Origin of the sequence: Corallococcus macrosporus (assembly GCF_017302985.1) — a bacterium.
Classification (GTDB): Bacteria; Myxococcota; Myxococcia; order Myxococcales; family Myxococcaceae; genus Corallococcus; species Corallococcus macrosporus_A.
This window is the reverse complement of the sequence record NZ_JAFIMU010000017.1, coordinates 744267-757587: the sequence shown is the minus strand read 5'-3', so window position 1 is coordinate 757587 and position 13321 is coordinate 744267. Positions and strand designations below refer to the sequence as shown.

Annotated in this window: 11 protein-coding genes; 5 read left to right on the top strand and 6 right to left on the bottom strand. The window is 71.8% G+C overall.

Annotated features, from left to right (window positions below; all coding sequences use genetic code 11):
- Nucleotides 1-9: 9 nt before the first annotated feature.
- Nucleotides 10-867: a tRNA 2-thiocytidine(32) synthetase TtcA gene (ttcA, locus tag JYK02_RS39380; protein ID WP_207058254.1), complete on the bottom strand. Its 858-nt coding sequence runs from the start codon at nt 865-867 to the stop codon at nt 10-12.
- 65 nt (nt 868-932) lie between these two features.
- On the opposite strand from ttcA, the gene JYK02_RS39375 reads away from it, so the two are divergent.
- Nucleotides 933-2102, top strand: a complete 1170-nt coding sequence (locus JYK02_RS39375) for a ribonuclease D (protein ID WP_207058245.1) — start codon at nt 933-935, stop codon at nt 2100-2102.
- A gap of 192 nt (nt 2103-2294) precedes the next feature.
- Complete coding sequence (locus JYK02_RS39370) at nt 2295-2651, top strand: hypothetical protein (RefSeq protein WP_207058235.1); 357 nt, start codon at nt 2295-2297, stop codon at nt 2649-2651.
- 7 nt (nt 2652-2658) lie between these two features.
- Here the strand turns inward: JYK02_RS39370 and JYK02_RS39365 are convergent, their stop codons facing one another.
- Nucleotides 2659-4164 carry a carboxypeptidase M32 gene (locus tag JYK02_RS39365; protein WP_207058233.1) on the bottom strand — a complete coding sequence of 502 codons (1506 nt, stop codon included), beginning with the start codon at nt 4162-4164 and terminating at the stop codon, nt 2659-2661.
- Nucleotides 4165-4207: 43 nt separating this feature from the next.
- Between JYK02_RS39365 and JYK02_RS39360 the strand changes: the two genes are divergently transcribed.
- Nucleotides 4208-4750, top strand: a complete 543-nt coding sequence (locus tag JYK02_RS39360; protein WP_207058231.1) for a hypothetical protein — start codon at nt 4208-4210, stop codon at nt 4748-4750.
- 6 nt (nt 4751-4756) lie between these two features.
- On the opposite strand, the gene JYK02_RS39355 is transcribed toward JYK02_RS39360, so the two are convergent.
- Together JYK02_RS39355 and JYK02_RS39350 are read right to left on the bottom strand one after the other, a co-directional pair.
- The gene (locus JYK02_RS39355) at nt 4757-6763 is read right to left on the bottom strand and encodes a hypothetical protein (RefSeq protein ID WP_207058229.1); all 2007 of its coding nucleotides are present in this window, start codon (nt 6761-6763) and stop codon (nt 4757-4759) included.
- Between the two features lie 17 nt (nt 6764-6780).
- A complete protein-coding gene (locus JYK02_RS39350) occupies nt 6781-8409 on the bottom strand; it encodes a peptide chain release factor 3 (protein ID WP_207058227.1) in 1629 nt (542 codons plus the stop codon).
- 121 nt (nt 8410-8530) lie between these two features.
- Here JYK02_RS39350 and JYK02_RS39345 point away from each other — a divergent pair, with 121 nt between their 5' ends.
- Nucleotides 8531-8929 (top strand): RidA family protein, encoded by a 399-nt coding sequence (locus tag JYK02_RS39345; RefSeq protein WP_207058225.1) that lies wholly within the window; start codon nt 8531-8533, stop codon nt 8927-8929.
- Nucleotides 8930-8933: 4 nt separating this feature from the next.
- Here the strand turns inward: JYK02_RS39345 and JYK02_RS39340 are convergent, their stop codons facing one another.
- The gene (locus JYK02_RS39340; RefSeq protein ID WP_207058223.1) at nt 8934-10040 is read right to left on the bottom strand and encodes a hypothetical protein; all 1107 of its coding nucleotides are present in this window, start codon (nt 10038-10040) and stop codon (nt 8934-8936) included.
- 144 nt (nt 10041-10184) lie between these two features.
- On the opposite strand from JYK02_RS39340, the gene JYK02_RS39335 reads away from it, so the two are divergent.
- Nucleotides 10185-11090, top strand: a complete 906-nt coding sequence (locus tag JYK02_RS39335) for a helix-hairpin-helix domain-containing protein (protein ID WP_207058221.1) — start codon at nt 10185-10187, stop codon at nt 11088-11090.
- Between the two features lie 52 nt (nt 11091-11142).
- Here JYK02_RS39335 and JYK02_RS39330 read toward each other — a convergent pair whose 3' ends face one another.
- Complete coding sequence (locus JYK02_RS39330; protein ID WP_207058220.1) at nt 11143-13317, bottom strand: Kelch repeat-containing protein; 2175 nt, start codon at nt 13315-13317, stop codon at nt 11143-11145.
- Nucleotides 13318-13321: the final 4 nt, after the last annotated feature.

The window sequence follows — 13321 nt, the reverse complement described above, 5'->3', positions numbered from 1 at the left end:
TGCGCGCCTTTACTGCCTGCTCTCGAGCCATGGACTGGCGCTCCCTTGCGTATCGGTGGTGGGGGGGGTGACCGCGGGCCCGTCTTCCGTCGCGTTCAGCGGGTCCGGGTTCAGCGTCTTGTCCAAGAGGTGCGTGGGCCGCACGTTCGACATCGCGTTCAACAGGCTCTGGCGGACGTTGGGGATCTCCTTGCCCAGGTCCTCCACCAGCTTCTGCATCCGCTTGCGCTGCAGGTTCTCCTGCGACCCGCACAGGTCACAGGGGATGATGGGGAACTGCTTGGCCTCCGCGAACTGGATGATCTCCTTCTCCGGCGCGTAGCACAGCGGCCGGATGACCACGTTGCGGCCGTCGTCGCTCTTGAGGAGCGGCGGCATCGCCTTGAGGCTCCCGGCGAAGAACATGTTCAGGAGCATCGTGTGGATGAGGTCGTCGCGGTGGTGGCCCAGGGCGATCTTGTTGCAGCCCAGGTGCACGGCGGCGTTGTAGAGGATGCCCCGGCGCAGGCGCGAGCACACCGAGCACTGCGTCTTGCCCGGGGGGGTCTTCTCCAGGACGATGCTGTAGGTGTCCTCCTTCAGCATCTTGTAGGCGTAGCCTTCCTTCTGGAAGTAGCCCTCCAGGACGTGGCCCGGGAAGCCCGGGTGTCCCTGGTCCAGGTTCACCGCCAGCAGGTCGAACTTCACGGGGGCCCGCCGCTGCAGCTCCCGCAGCAGGTGGAGCATCGTGTAGGAGTCCTTGCCTCCCGACACGCCCACCATGATGCGGTCCCCGGCCTCGATGAGGCGGAAGTCCGCGATGGCCCGGCCCATGTGGCCAAGCAGGCTCTTTTCAAGACGTTGGGCGTCGTTCATCGGCGGGGCCATCCTAGCGGCGGTTCGGGAAAAAACACGTCAAAGGGGCGGGCCGGTCCGCTAGCCTGCTCCCCGCGATGCCGACCTTTCCTCAGGGAGCCGTGGATGTAGTGGACCGCGCGGGCGAGGAGGCCGCCACGCGGGTGCTGGAGGCCTCGCCGGAAGTGGCCGTGGACCTGGAGGCGGACGCCATGCACGCCTTCCGGGCCCGCCTGTGCTTCCTCCAGCTGGGCACCGACACGGACATCTTCCTCTTCGACACGCTCCAGCCGGGCGTGGACCCGCGCCTGCTCTCCCCCATGATGGAGGACCCCGGGCGCACGAAGTACTTCCACGCCGCCCAGGGCGACCTGCAGTTCCTCGCGGAGGCGGGCGTGCGCGTGCGCGGCCTCTTCGACACGCACCGCGCCGTGACCCTCCTGGGGTGGCCCAAGGTGGGCCTGGCGGACCTGGCGCGCGAGCGGCTGGGCGTGGAGCTGCCGAAGGAGCACCAGCAGTCCGACTTCTCCCTGCGTCCCCTGCCCCCGGGCATGCGGGACTACATCGCCAACGACGTGCGCTACCTCTGCGAGCTGGGCCGCCAGGTGCGCGACGCGTGCCGCGAGGCGGACATCCTGGAGGAGGTGCTGCTGGACTGCGAGCGCATGTGCACGGAGGCCGAGGCCCGTCCGGAGACGGGCGCCGAGTACAAGCCCAAGCTGTCGAAGAGCGGCCTGTCCCCGGTGCAGTACGCGCTCGCGCACGCCATCGCGCAGGGGCTGCACAAGCTGCGGCTGGAGTGGGCGGAGAAGGACAACGTGCCCATGGGCCGCATGCTGTCCAACATGGCCATCACCGACCTGGCCCTGAAGCAGCCGGACACGCACAAGGACCTGGCGCGCGCGGCCGGCGTGCGGGGCGCGGTGGTGCGAGCGCACGGCGACGCCATCCTCGCCCTCATCCGCGACCTCCAGCAGAAGGCCACCCGGGGTGAGCTGGACCTGGACCGCGAGCCCAAGGGTCCGCGCGACCCCCACCGGCGCAAGCGCGAGGACGCGCTCAAGGCGTTCCGTGTCGAACAGGCCACGGCGCGCAAGGTGACGCCCAGCGTGGTGCTCACCAATCCGCTCATGGACGCGCTCGCGTCCAGGCCGCCTGCGAGCGTGGAGGAGCTGTCGCAGCTGCCCTACTTCGGGGAAAAGCGGATCAAGTTGTATGGCGACAAGCTGATCACCCTGCTCAAGCCCTTTCCGGTGCTGGGAAGCTGACGTTCCCCCGCGACGAAGAGGCAGCTGGGATACGATTCGGCTGAATCGCGCGCGGGGCTTGTGCATCCCTGTGCGGCTCGCTGTCCATGACCCCGGAACGCAGGTGTTCAAGCGCCATCTGCGGCCCGGGTGCCGGTTGCGAGAACCGCGTGCGTGCGTACCTTTGACGCCGCACACAGGGAGGGCGTGGTCATGCTGGGAGCCAGGACAGGCGGGGCGCGGACAGAGGTCTCCCGGTGCATCGCCGCGAGCATGCAGTGCCAGACGGCCTGCGAGGCGGGCATGGCGCGGCTGAGGGCCCAGGGCATCGCGGCGGATGACGACGCGGTGCGCCTCTTGCGCCAGTGCGCGGAGCTGTGCGAGCTGAACGTCCGCGCGCTCCAGAAGGAGAGCCGGCTGTCGCGCCGCACCGCCAGCCTGTGCTTCGAACTGGGCAACCAGGTGGCCCGCGCCGCGTGGCTGGAGGCGCAGGACCCGGCCTCGCACGCGCTGGCGCGGGACGCGCTGCACCTGGCGCGCGCGTGCCGCCCGCTGGTGTTCGCGGCCTGAGGTCTTCCTAGAGGCTCACGCCGTACAGCGCGCCGTACTTCGCGCGCAGGTACGCCAGGAAGTCCCGGTCCGTGAGCCCCTCTCCGGTGATGGCGCGCACGCGCTCCTCCGCGGGCAGCCGGAAGCCGTGCGCGTGCAGGTTCGCGCGCAGCCAGCCCAGCAGCGACGACGTGTCGCCCCGGGTGAGGTCCGCCTCCAGCGACGGCAGCGCCCGGCTCGCGGCGGCGTACAGCGAGGCCGCGTAGAGGTTGCCCAGCGAGTACGTGGGGAAGTAGCCCAGCTCCCCCCAGGCCCAGTGGATGTCCTGGAGCACGCCCTGCGTGTCGTCCGGGGGAGTAATCCCCAGGTAGCGCCGCATGCGCTCGTTCCACGCGGACGGCAGCTCCGACACGGGCAGCTCGTCGCGCAGCATCGCCAGCTCCAGCTCGTAGCGCAGGGCGATGTGCAGGTTGTACGTCACCTCGTCCGCCTCCACGCGGATGAGCGACGGCACCACGTGGTTGATGCCCGCGTGGAAGCCGTCCAGGTCCACGTCCCCGAGCGCCTCCGGGAAGGCGTCCTTCAGCGCGGGGAAGTGGTGCACCCAGAAGGCGCGGCCGCGGCCCACCAGGTTCTCCCAGAGGCGGGACTGGGACTCGTGCAGGCCCATGGAGGGCACCGACGCGAGCGGCGTGCGGTGGTGCTCCGGGGAGAAGCCCTGCTCGTACAGGCCGTGGCCCGCCTCGTGGAGCGTGCCGAAGAGGGCCGCGGGCGGCCACGCCGCGTCCAGGCGCGTGGTGAGGCGCACGTCCTGCGCGTGCACGCTGTTGGTGAAGGGATGGATGCTGAGGTCCTGGCGGCCCGCCTCCAGGTCGAAGCCCACGGCCTTCAACAGGCGCATCGTGAACTGCCACTGTTTGCCGGTGTCGTAGGCGCGGCCGGAGAGGAACGCGGGGAAGGCGCGCTTCTTCTCCCCCAGCGTGGCCACCATGGGGATGAGCGCGTCACGCAGCGCGGTGAGCACCGGCGTCAGGCGCTGGACGCGCATGCCAGGCTCGAAGCCCTCCAGCAGCGCGTCGTAGCGCTCGCCGTCGTGGCCCTGCGCGTCCGCCTGCTCGCGACGGAGGGCGAGCAGCGCCTCCAGCGCGGGCTGGAAGCGGGCGAAGCGCTTCGTCGTGCGCGCCTCGCGCCACGCCTGGAGGCCCTCCCCCTGCGCCTCGGCCAGCGCGGTCACCAGCCGGGCGGGCAGCCGCACGGCGCGGTCCCGCTCGCGGGTGAGGACGCGCACCATGGCCTTCTCGTCGGGCGTGAGGGACGCGGCGTCCGGGCCGCCCTCCCCTGCGCGGGCCAGGGCCTCGCCCAGGCGCGGGTCCACCAGGCGCTCGTGGTGGAGGGCCTGGAGGGTGGCCAGTTGCTGGGCGCGGGCGGGGGCGGCTTTGGCGGGCAGGTAGACTTCCCGGTCCCACGAAGCCAGGTTGATGACGCTGCTCAGGTCGTTCAGCTCGTGCATCCGCGAGCGCAGCCAGGTGTCCATGGCTGTGTTTCTAGCGCGCTTCCAGGGTATGAGGTCGCCCGCGATGGCCAACATCCTCCAATTCTTCATGGCACCCGACGACGAGGTCGCCTTCTTCCGCTTCCTGGAGCGCCACGTCCTGGAGGTCTACCCCCGGCGCGTGCCCCCGGACTGGGTGCCCTTCCGGGCCAACCCGGACAACATCCCGCGCCTGCCGGAGGAGGACCTCTACCTGGTGGCCAGCGAGATTGGCCCCGCCATGGTGGACAAGGTGAAGCGCGGCCCGGACAAGGGCTTCTGGCGCATCGACGAGGTGCGCTCGCCCGTCATCTTCATCGAGCGCTCGCGCCGCAACGAGGAGGGCGAGCTGCTCAGCGGGAAGATGTGGGTGGAGCTGGAGGTGACGTCCCAGACGGGCCGCCGCGACGCGGCCCCGGACAGGTTCCGCCGCCTCTACATGGAGGTGGAGGAGTTCGTGAAGAAGACCTTCCGCCGGGGCGACCCCAAGGACTTCTTCGTCGGCAACCGCGCCGCGCGCCTCTTCAAGGAAGGCCTGGTGCTGCGCGACTCCGCCTTCCGCGGCGGCACCGTGGTGCCGCACAAGTAGGCCGCTTCAGGCCCCGGCCTGCGCTCGCGCTTCGGGCTTGCGTCCCAACCGGGGCGCCAGCGCGAGCGCGAGCAGCAGCGGGGCCAGCAGCACCGTGGGGAAGAGGAAGCGCAGGTCCGGGTTCGGCGACAGCAGCAGCCACGAGAGCGTGTTGAGCACGGCGGTCAGCACCGCCAGCAGCACACCCAGGCTGCGCTGCCGCCAGAGCACCACGACCAGTCCCAGCACGAACGCGTACAGCGACGAGGCGGGCTGCCACACCAGCGTGCGCAGCAGGCCGTGCTGGCCATAGGCGTCGAAGACGACGTGCTCGTAGAAGTTCTGCGCGGAGGCGAGCCACGAGTGGGACCGGACGCCCACCTGGTTCGGGTCCACGGTGTTGCCGCCGCCGTTGAAGGGCCCCACGTAGAGGTCCGCCTCGGGCGCCCAGATGTAGCGCGTGACGCACACCTGCTGTTCCCACAGCTGCTCCGGGTGGCGCTTCGCGTAGCGCCACGCGATGTCCGCCAGCTCCAGCGTGCGCCCCGGCAGCTTGTCCTGGCGCAGCGGCGAGCCGAAGACGAGCGGCCCCACGGAGAGGCACGCGTAGCGCTTCTGCCACTGCTCCAGCGGCATCAGCTCCTCCAGCACGCGGGCGTCCTCGGGCGGCAACTGGGGGTCTTTCGCCGCGGCCCCCAGCCGGTGCACGAGCAGCACCTGCTTGAGCACCGGCGGCGCGGGGGCCACGTCCGCCAGCGCGTAGCCGGGGCCCCGGACCATGAACGTGAAGAGCAGCATCACGGACACCAGCGTGCCGCGCGCGCGCCGGTCGCTGTAACGCCACAGGCAGGCCCCGAGGATGGGCACGCTCAGGGCCGGCCCGTTGTGGCGCAGGAGCGTGATGCACGCGAGGGTCGCGCCCAGCCACGCCGCGTCCGCCACGCGCAGGCCGCCCCGGCGCTCCGCCCTCAGCACCAGCAGCATCACCGTCAGGCACATCAGCGTGAACGGCGCGTCCTTCCACGCCGCGATGACGTTGCTGCCCACCGCGGGCGACAGGGTGACCCACGCCACCACGCCCCACCGCGCCCACGCGGGCACCCGCCAGTGCCCCAGCTCCTCCAGCACCTTGCCCATCACCGTGGCGAACAGCACCGCCTGGAGCGCGCCCACGGGCGCCAGCGAGCCGAACGGCTTGCCCACCAGCCACAGCCAGAAGGTGTGGAACGCCGGGTGCCAGTCCTCCAGGCGGCCCGTCTGGAGCTGCTCCCACTGCACCAGCGGATCAAACGAGATGAGCCCCGGGAAGAAGATGAGCCACCACGCGCCCCACGACAGCAGCGGCAGCAGCGCGTAGCGAGCCCAGCCGGACTGCCGCCGCGCGAACGCCGCCGCCCGGCCCCGACCCCAGCGCGCCTCCAGCACGAGCCAGAAGAGGGCCCACACCGTCACGGCGAAGAGCACGTCCGCCGCGTCCACGTTCCAGAAGCCAGGCCGCAGCCGCGCCACGCTCACCGTGCGCGAGCCGTCCGGGTTGGAGTGCTGTTCGAAGGGCAGCGCTCGCACGCCGGGGCCGCTCAGCACGGCCCCGCGCAGGGGGAACCACGTCACCTGCTCCACGGTGAGGTCGGCCAGCGGCCGCAGCGTCACCTCCGCGGACCGCGCGTCCCGGGGCAGTTGGATGCGAACCTCCTGCTGGCCCTCCGGGATGCCGTCGCCCAGCACCTGCTCGGCCTCCACCGGCTTGAGCGGCCGCACCACCGGCGGCGCGTCCTTCTCCACCGTGAAGGACACCTCGCCCGTCAGGGCCCAGCCGGCGGTGGGGAAGCGCACGCGCAGCTCGTTCGCGGGCCCCAGGTACACCTTGAACGCGGGCCACAGCGCGAGCATCGCCGCCAGCGCCACGAGCGCGAGCCGGGACGACGGGACGATCCGCCGCGAGGGGGACGGCGGGGACGCTTCGGGGGCGGGGACGGACGGAGCACCGCCCCCCGGGGAGACGGGGGACGGGACGGCGGGCGCTTCCGCGGCCATGGACGGTTTCCTTCTCTCTAGCTTCCGGTCGCGGCCGACGCGGACTGACGCAACAGGGGCGCTTCCGACACGAACTTCAGGTCCGGGTGCTTCTCCTCGGCGTGCTGGAGCGCCCAGTCATCGCGGAAGAGCACCAGGGGCAGCCCGTCGCGGTCCTGCACCGTCTGGCGGTTGCCCTCCCAGTCGAACGACCGGGGGTCGAAGTTCGGCCCCACCACCCAGCGCGCGTGGCTGAAGGGCAGCCGGTCCAGGGCGATCTTCGCGCCGTACTCGTGCTCCAGGCGGTACTGGAGCACTTCGAACTGGAGCGCGCCCACCACGCCGACGATGGGGTCCTTCATGCCCATGGAGAGCTGCTGGAAGATCTGCACGGTGCCCTCTTCCGACAGCTGCTCCAGGCCCTTCTCCATCTGCTTGCGGCGCAGCGGATCCTTGGAGCGCACCACCGCGAAGAACTCCGGGCTGAAGCGCGGCACGCCCTCGAAGAGCACTTCCTGGTTGCCCTCCGCCAGCGAGTCGCCGATGCGGTACTGCCCCGGGTCGAACAGGCCGATGACGTCCCCCGGCCACGCGTCTTCAATGGACGTGCGCTCCGCGGCCATGAACTGGCTGGGCTTCGCGAGCCGGACCTCCTTGCCCAGCCGCGAGTGGAACGCGTTCATGCCCTTGACGTAGCGGCCGGACACCACGCGCATGAACGCGATGCGGTCGCGGTGCGCGGGGTCCATGTTCGCTTGGATCTTGAAGACGAAGCCCGCGAACTTGGGGTTCGTCGGCTCGCGCGGGCCCGCCGTGGTGGGGCGCGCCGTGGGCGCGGGCGCCAGGTCCAGGAACGCGTCCAGGAAGGGCCGCACGCCGAAGTTCGTCATCGCGCTGCCGAAGAACATGGGCGTCAGCTGGCCCGCGTCGGACTTCTCACGCGTGAACTGGTCCCCGCCGATGTCCAAGAGCTCGATGTCCTCGTGGAGCTTCGCCAGCTCCGTCTCCGTGAGCACCGACTTGATCTCATCCGAGTCGATGGACACCGAGCGCTCCGCCACTTCCGACTCGCCGTGCGAGCCCTCCGCGGAGAACACGTGCACCACGCGCGCCTGCCGGTCGTAGACGCCGCGGAACTCCGGCCCCATGCCGATGGGCCAGTTCATCGGGTACGAGCGGATGCCGAGCACCTGCTCCAGCTCGTTCATCAGCTCCAGCGGCTCGCGGCCGTAGCGGTCCAGCTTGTTGACGAAGGTGAAGATGGGGATGCCGCGCATGCGGCAGACCTTGAAGAGCTTCTTCGTCTGCGGCTCGACGCCCTTCGCCGCGTCGATGAGCATCACCGCCGCGTCCGCCGCGGAGAGCGTGCGGTAGGTGTCCTCGGAGAAGTCCTGGTGGCCCGGGGTGTCCAGCAGGTTCACCGCGTGGTCGCGGTAGACGAACTGGAGCACGGACGACGTGACGGAGATGCCGCGCTCCTTCTCCAGCTCCATCCAGTCGCTGGTCGCGTGCCGCCGCGCCCGCTTGGCCTTCACGCTTCCGGCGAGGTGGATGGCGCCGCCGTAGAGCAGCAGCTTCTCCGTCAGGGTTGTCTTTCCCGCGTCGGGGTGGGAGATGATGGCGAAGGTCCGTCGCCGGGCGACCTCCCTCTCGAGCTCGTTGGCCATGATCCGAGGGCAACTATCACGGGCGGTCGTTCCTTGCAGCTTCGCAAGCAGCGCCTGGAGGTCCGGCCGGGCTCCGGCCCTCCAGGGCACCCCTCCCTCCCGCCCACATCGGAGCCACGCCATGCAGCGCATCCTCCACGCCACCGGCACTCCCTGGGAGCCCCGCGTGGGCTACTCGCGGGCGGTCCGCACGGGCCCCTTCGTGTCCGTCTCCGGCACCACCGCCACGGACGCGAACGGTCAGCTCGTGGGTGAAGGGGACGCATACCGGCAGGCGGCCCAGGCGCTGGCCAACATCCGCTCAGCACTGGAAGCGGTGGGCGCCCGGGTGGAGGACGTGGTGCGCACGCGCATGTACGTCACCGACATCTCCCGCTGGGAGGAGATTGGCCGCGCCCACGGCGAGGTGTTCGCGGCCATCCGCCCCGCCACCTCCATGGTGGAGGTGAAGGCGCTCATCGACCCGCGGATGCTGGTGGAGATTGAAGCGGACGCGGTGGTGGCGGGCGCCCTGCCCTGAGGGCCTAGAACCCGGCGGTGACGTCCGGGGGCACGTCGTCCGGCGCGCCGGGGTTGCCGGGCTCGGGCGTCACGTCGTCGCCGGTGCCCTCCGGGGGAGCCACGTCGCCGCGCAGCTCCACGCCAGGGCAGGCCTGGCGGTCACCCACGCGGCTGCCGGGCACCTCCGTGCAACTGGAGCCCGTGCACTGGAAAAGGACGCGGAAGAGCTCCTTCTCCTTCGGGTCCCAGCAGGCGCTGCCCACGTAGGACGTGTTCGCCGCGATGTCGCCGCCCCAGGCGCGCAGGTCCACGCGGCCGCCGGTGCCGGGGAAGTGGCGCACGGAGGAGAGCACCTTCTCCTTCGCGGCCGTCGCGGTGCCCGGCAGGTTGTACGGGCCCAGCACGCGCACGCGGGTGGCGCCGGTGGCCTGGAGCTTGTGGCCCACGAAGGCGCCGGTGACGGCCTCGTGCACGGCGGGGTTCGGGGTGAAGTTCACCAGCCGGTACGCCAGCGACTTGCTGCCCTGCCCCTGCCCGAAGTGGGCGAACGACATCATCAGCCTGCCCTGCCCCGCGAAGGACGGGGCCACCGCCTTCAGGTTGTCCAGGGAGAGGGCCAGCGTGCCCCGGCCCCGGTGCGCCGCGCCGTCGCGCTTGAGCGCGCCCGCGGCGATGAGCGTGTAGGGCGTCTCCTCGGTGCCGTTGAGCGGACGGGCCTCCAGCTTCCACTGGTAGCGCCCGGCCTCGCCCTCGCGGAGGGAGAGCTTGAAGGTGGCGTTGGCGCGGTTGGCGGGGCCGTACACCAGCACGTCCCCCGACTGCGAAGCGGACTGCTTCACCAGGTCCGAGATGGGCACCAGCGCGAGCCGGAGCGCGTCGTTGAGCGCCTTCACCTGCAGGCGGGCGCCCTCCAGCATCGCGGCGCCCTGCCCGTCCAGCGAGGCCTCCACCTGCATCAGGTCCTGGGCCACGAGCGCGGCGCCGTCCTGCGCGGGCGCGTCCGTGTTGATTTCCAGCGACGTGCCCGCGAAGTCCGGCAGGGACGCCACCGCCTCTTCTTCGTCCACCCCGCCGCACGCCGTCGCGAGCCCCAGGGCCGCCCCCACCACCCATGTCTTGTTCCAGCGCATCGTCATCCTCCAGCGCCTGCCGGCCCGGCGGGCGCGTCGCGGTCGCGGTGCGGGGAATGTCCCTCCCGCGCGGGCCGCAGTGTACGCCGGGGCCGGCTCGCGGGGGTGGCCGTCCTCCGTGGGAGTCCCTACCTTCCAGGTACCATGGGCGTCGAATGGAAGAGCAACATCGACATCGCGGACGCGCTGGAACGGGTGGCGGACCTGCTGGACACGCAGGACGCGATGCCCTTCCGCGTGGGGGCCTACCGCAAGGCGGCGGCGACCATCGCGACCTGGCCGGACTCCGTGGCGCAGGTGCTGGCGGAGAAGGGCGAGGCGGGCCTGAAGGAGCTGCCCGGCGTGGGCAAGAGCATCGCGGCGGCCGTCGCGGAACTGGTACGCACCGGGCACATGGACCTGCTCCAGCGGCTGGAGGGTGAGTCGTCCCCCGAGGGCCTGCTCGCCAGCGTGCCCGGCATCGGACCGGAGCTGGCCAAGCGCATCCATGAGGAGCTGAACATCACGACGCTGGAGGCGCTGGAGCTGGCCTCGCACGACGGACGGCTGGAGCGGGTGGAGGGCTTCGGGCCCCGGCGCGCGGAGCAGGTGCGCGAGGTGCTGGCGGCGCGGCTGGGCCGCAACCGGCGTGAGCGCGAGCGGGCCCGCTCGCACGGCGGAGAGGACGGGCCGCGTCCCTCGGTGGCGCTGCTGCTGAAGGTGGACGCGGACTACCGGCGCAGGGCGGAGGCCGGGGAGCTGCGCCGCATCGCCCCCAAGCGCTTCAACCCGTCCGGCGAGGCGTGGCTGCCGGTGATGCGCGAGCACGTGGACGACTGGAACTTCCGCGCCCTGTTCTCCAACACGGCGCTGGCGCACCAGCAGAACGCCACGGCGGACTGGGTGGTCATCTACTACGACCAGGACGACGTGGAAGGCCAGTACACCGTGGTGACCTCCCACGTAGGGCCGCTCAATGGCAGACGCGTGGTGCGCGGACGTGAAGAGGAATGCCTTGCGCACTACGCCCGCGAGGACGCGGCGCACGAAGCGCCACACGCGGAAGCCTGAAGCAGGAACGGCACGGGACAGGCAGTGCGCCCGCCCCGTGCGAGCGGGTGACTCAGGGCGCCGGTGAGTACACGTCGACGCCCGTGCGCGCGCCGCCGCTTCCGCTGCCACCCGCGACGAGCACGCGGCCCGAGGGCAGCAGGGCCAGCCCGTGGTGCGTGTTGCGCGTGGACAGGGTGCCCGCGACCGTCCACGCGTTCATCGCGGCGTCATACACCTCCGCCGAGTCGAGCACGCCCAGCCCCGAGCCACCCTCGCCCGTCACCACCAGCACACGGCCCGAGGGCAGCACCGTGGCGTGCGGCAGGTAGCGCGGCAGGCTCATGGGCGCCACGGTCTTCCAGGTGCCGCGCGCCACGTCGTACAGCTCCGCGGAGCGCAGCGGTCCGTCCACGCCCCAGCCGCCCGCCACCAGCACCTGGCTGCCATTGTTCAGCGGCACCGCGATGTGGCCGTAGCGCGCCACCGCCATGGAGCCCGTGGGCCGCCACGTCCCCTTGACCGGATCATACAGCTCCGCGCTCGCGGTGATGGGGTCCGCTCCGGTGGAGCTGCCACCCATGACCAGCACCTCGCCCGAAGGCAGCGGCACCGCCGCGTGGTACGTGCGCGCGTGCTCCATGGCGCCCGTGGGGCTCCACGTCCCCGTGGCCGGGTTGAACAGCTCCGCGCTCGCGAGCGTGGAGGACGTGTTCGCCCCCGACGCACCGCCCGTCACCAGCACCTTGCCCACGCCCACGAGCCACGTCGCGGTGTGACGGGCCCGCCCCGTCCCCAGGTTCCCCACGGCCGTCCAGGTGTCCGTGCCGGGCGCGTACACCTCCGTGGAGGACAGCCAGGTGGAGCCCCCCTGCTGTCCACCGCTCACCAGCACGCGGCCGTCACCCAACGGCGTGGCGGAGTGCAGGAAGCGCGCGGTGCCCAGCGCGGCGGTGTCCCGCCAGGTGTTCGTCGCCTCGTCGTACAGCACGGCGCTGGCCAGCGCGGTCCCCGAGGACGACGCCCCGCCCGCGACCAGCACGGCCCCCGTGTTCAGCCGGGTGGCGCTGAGCTGAGAGCGCGCGGTGCCGAGGCTCGCGGCTGGGGTCCACGGCAGGACGGCCGGCCGGTAGCGCTCCGCGGACGCATTGCGCGAGCCCGCCTGCGGCACGCCGCCCAGCACGAGCACGTCGCCCGACGGCAGCAGCGCGGCGGCGTGGCTGATGCGGCGCGTGGCCATCGTCGCCGTCTCCGTCCAGACGCCGGTGGCCGGGCTGTAGAGCGAGGCGCGGTCCAGGTACGGCTGCCCACCGGTGGAGCCGCCCGTCACCAACACCTGACCGGAGGGCAGCAGCGTCGCCGTGTGGAAGACGCAGAGGAACGGCAGCAGGCCCTGGGACGTCCAGGTGCCGGTGCCCGGGTCGAACAGCTCGGCCGTGTCCGTGGCGAGGCTGCCCGAGAAGCCGCCCGCCACCAGCACCTGTCCGGACAGCAGCAGCGTCGCCGTGTGGCCCGTGCGCTGCGTGGTCATGGCGTCCACCGGCGTCCACTCCTCCGTCATGGGGTCGTAGCGCTCCGCCGTCGCCAGCACCGTGCCGTTGGCGCTGTCCCGGCCGCCCGTCACCAGCACCTGTCCATCCGGCAGCAGCGTCGCCGTATGGCCCAGGCGGGCCGCGCCCATCCGGCCGGTGGCCGACCAGGTGCCCGTCGCGGGGGAGTACAGGAGCACGCTGGAGAGCGCGTTGCCGGAGCCGCTGTCACCGCCCACCACCAGCACGCGGCCGTCGGGGAGCAGCGTCGCGGTGTGCTGGGAGCGCGGCACGTCCAGCCCCGTCACGGGGGTCCAGCTGTTGGTGTCCGGGTCGAACAGCTCCGCGCCGCTCGCGGCCAGCACGGAGGTGCTGCCGCCCACCACCAGCACCTTGCCGGAGGACAGCAGCGTGGCCGTGTGGCGCTGCCGGCTCGTGGCCATGGCGCCCAGCGAGAACCAGCGGCCGGTGCGCGGATCAAACAGCTCCGTCGCGGACGTGCCACCGCCCGCGACCAGCACGTAGCCGTTGCGCAGCGGGGTGGCGGTCGCGTCCACGCGCACCGACGCCATGGTGCCGGCGCTGTTCCACGAGGACGTGTCCAGGCGCGAGGAAGAAGTCGTGGGAGCGTCAAGGAGAGACGGTGCTTCGGGGGCGCAGCCCAGCGCGGACGCAAGCGCGAGCGCGGCCAGCAGGCCGTGAAAACGGATACGGATCATCGGG

Bases quoted from the DNA above. Each gene is read 5' to 3' on its own strand.
- JYK02_RS39335 (WP_207058221.1), top strand. From the start codon at position 10,185: ATGGGCGTCGAATGGAAGAGCAACATCGACATCGCGGACGCGCTGGAA.
- JYK02_RS39330 (WP_207058220.1), bottom strand. From the start codon at position 13,317: ATGATCCGTATCCGTTTTCACGGCCTGCTGGCCGCGCTCGCGCTTGCG.
- JYK02_RS39355 (WP_207058229.1), bottom strand. From the start codon at position 6,763: ATGGCCGCGGAAGCGCCCGCCGTCCCGTCCCCCGTCTCCCCGGGGGGC.
- JYK02_RS39340 (WP_207058223.1), bottom strand. From the start codon at position 10,040: ATGCGCTGGAACAAGACATGGGTGGTGGGGGCGGCCCTGGGGCTCGCG.
- ttcA (WP_207058254.1), bottom strand. From the start codon at position 867: ATGGCCCCGCCGATGAACGACGCCCAACGTCTTGAAAAGAGCCTGCTT.
- JYK02_RS39370 (WP_207058235.1), top strand. From the start codon at position 2,295: ATGCTGGGAGCCAGGACAGGCGGGGCGCGGACAGAGGTCTCCCGGTGC.
- JYK02_RS39360 (WP_207058231.1), top strand. From the start codon at position 4,208: ATGGCCAACATCCTCCAATTCTTCATGGCACCCGACGACGAGGTCGCC.
- JYK02_RS39365 (WP_207058233.1), bottom strand. From the start codon at position 4,164: ATGGACACCTGGCTGCGCTCGCGGATGCACGAGCTGAACGACCTGAGC.
- JYK02_RS39345 (WP_207058225.1), top strand. From the start codon at position 8,531: ATGCAGCGCATCCTCCACGCCACCGGCACTCCCTGGGAGCCCCGCGTG.
- JYK02_RS39375 (WP_207058245.1), top strand. From the start codon at position 933: ATGCCGACCTTTCCTCAGGGAGCCGTGGATGTAGTGGACCGCGCGGGC.
- JYK02_RS39350 (WP_207058227.1), bottom strand. From the start codon at position 8,409: ATGGCCAACGAGCTCGAGAGGGAGGTCGCCCGGCGACGGACCTTCGCC.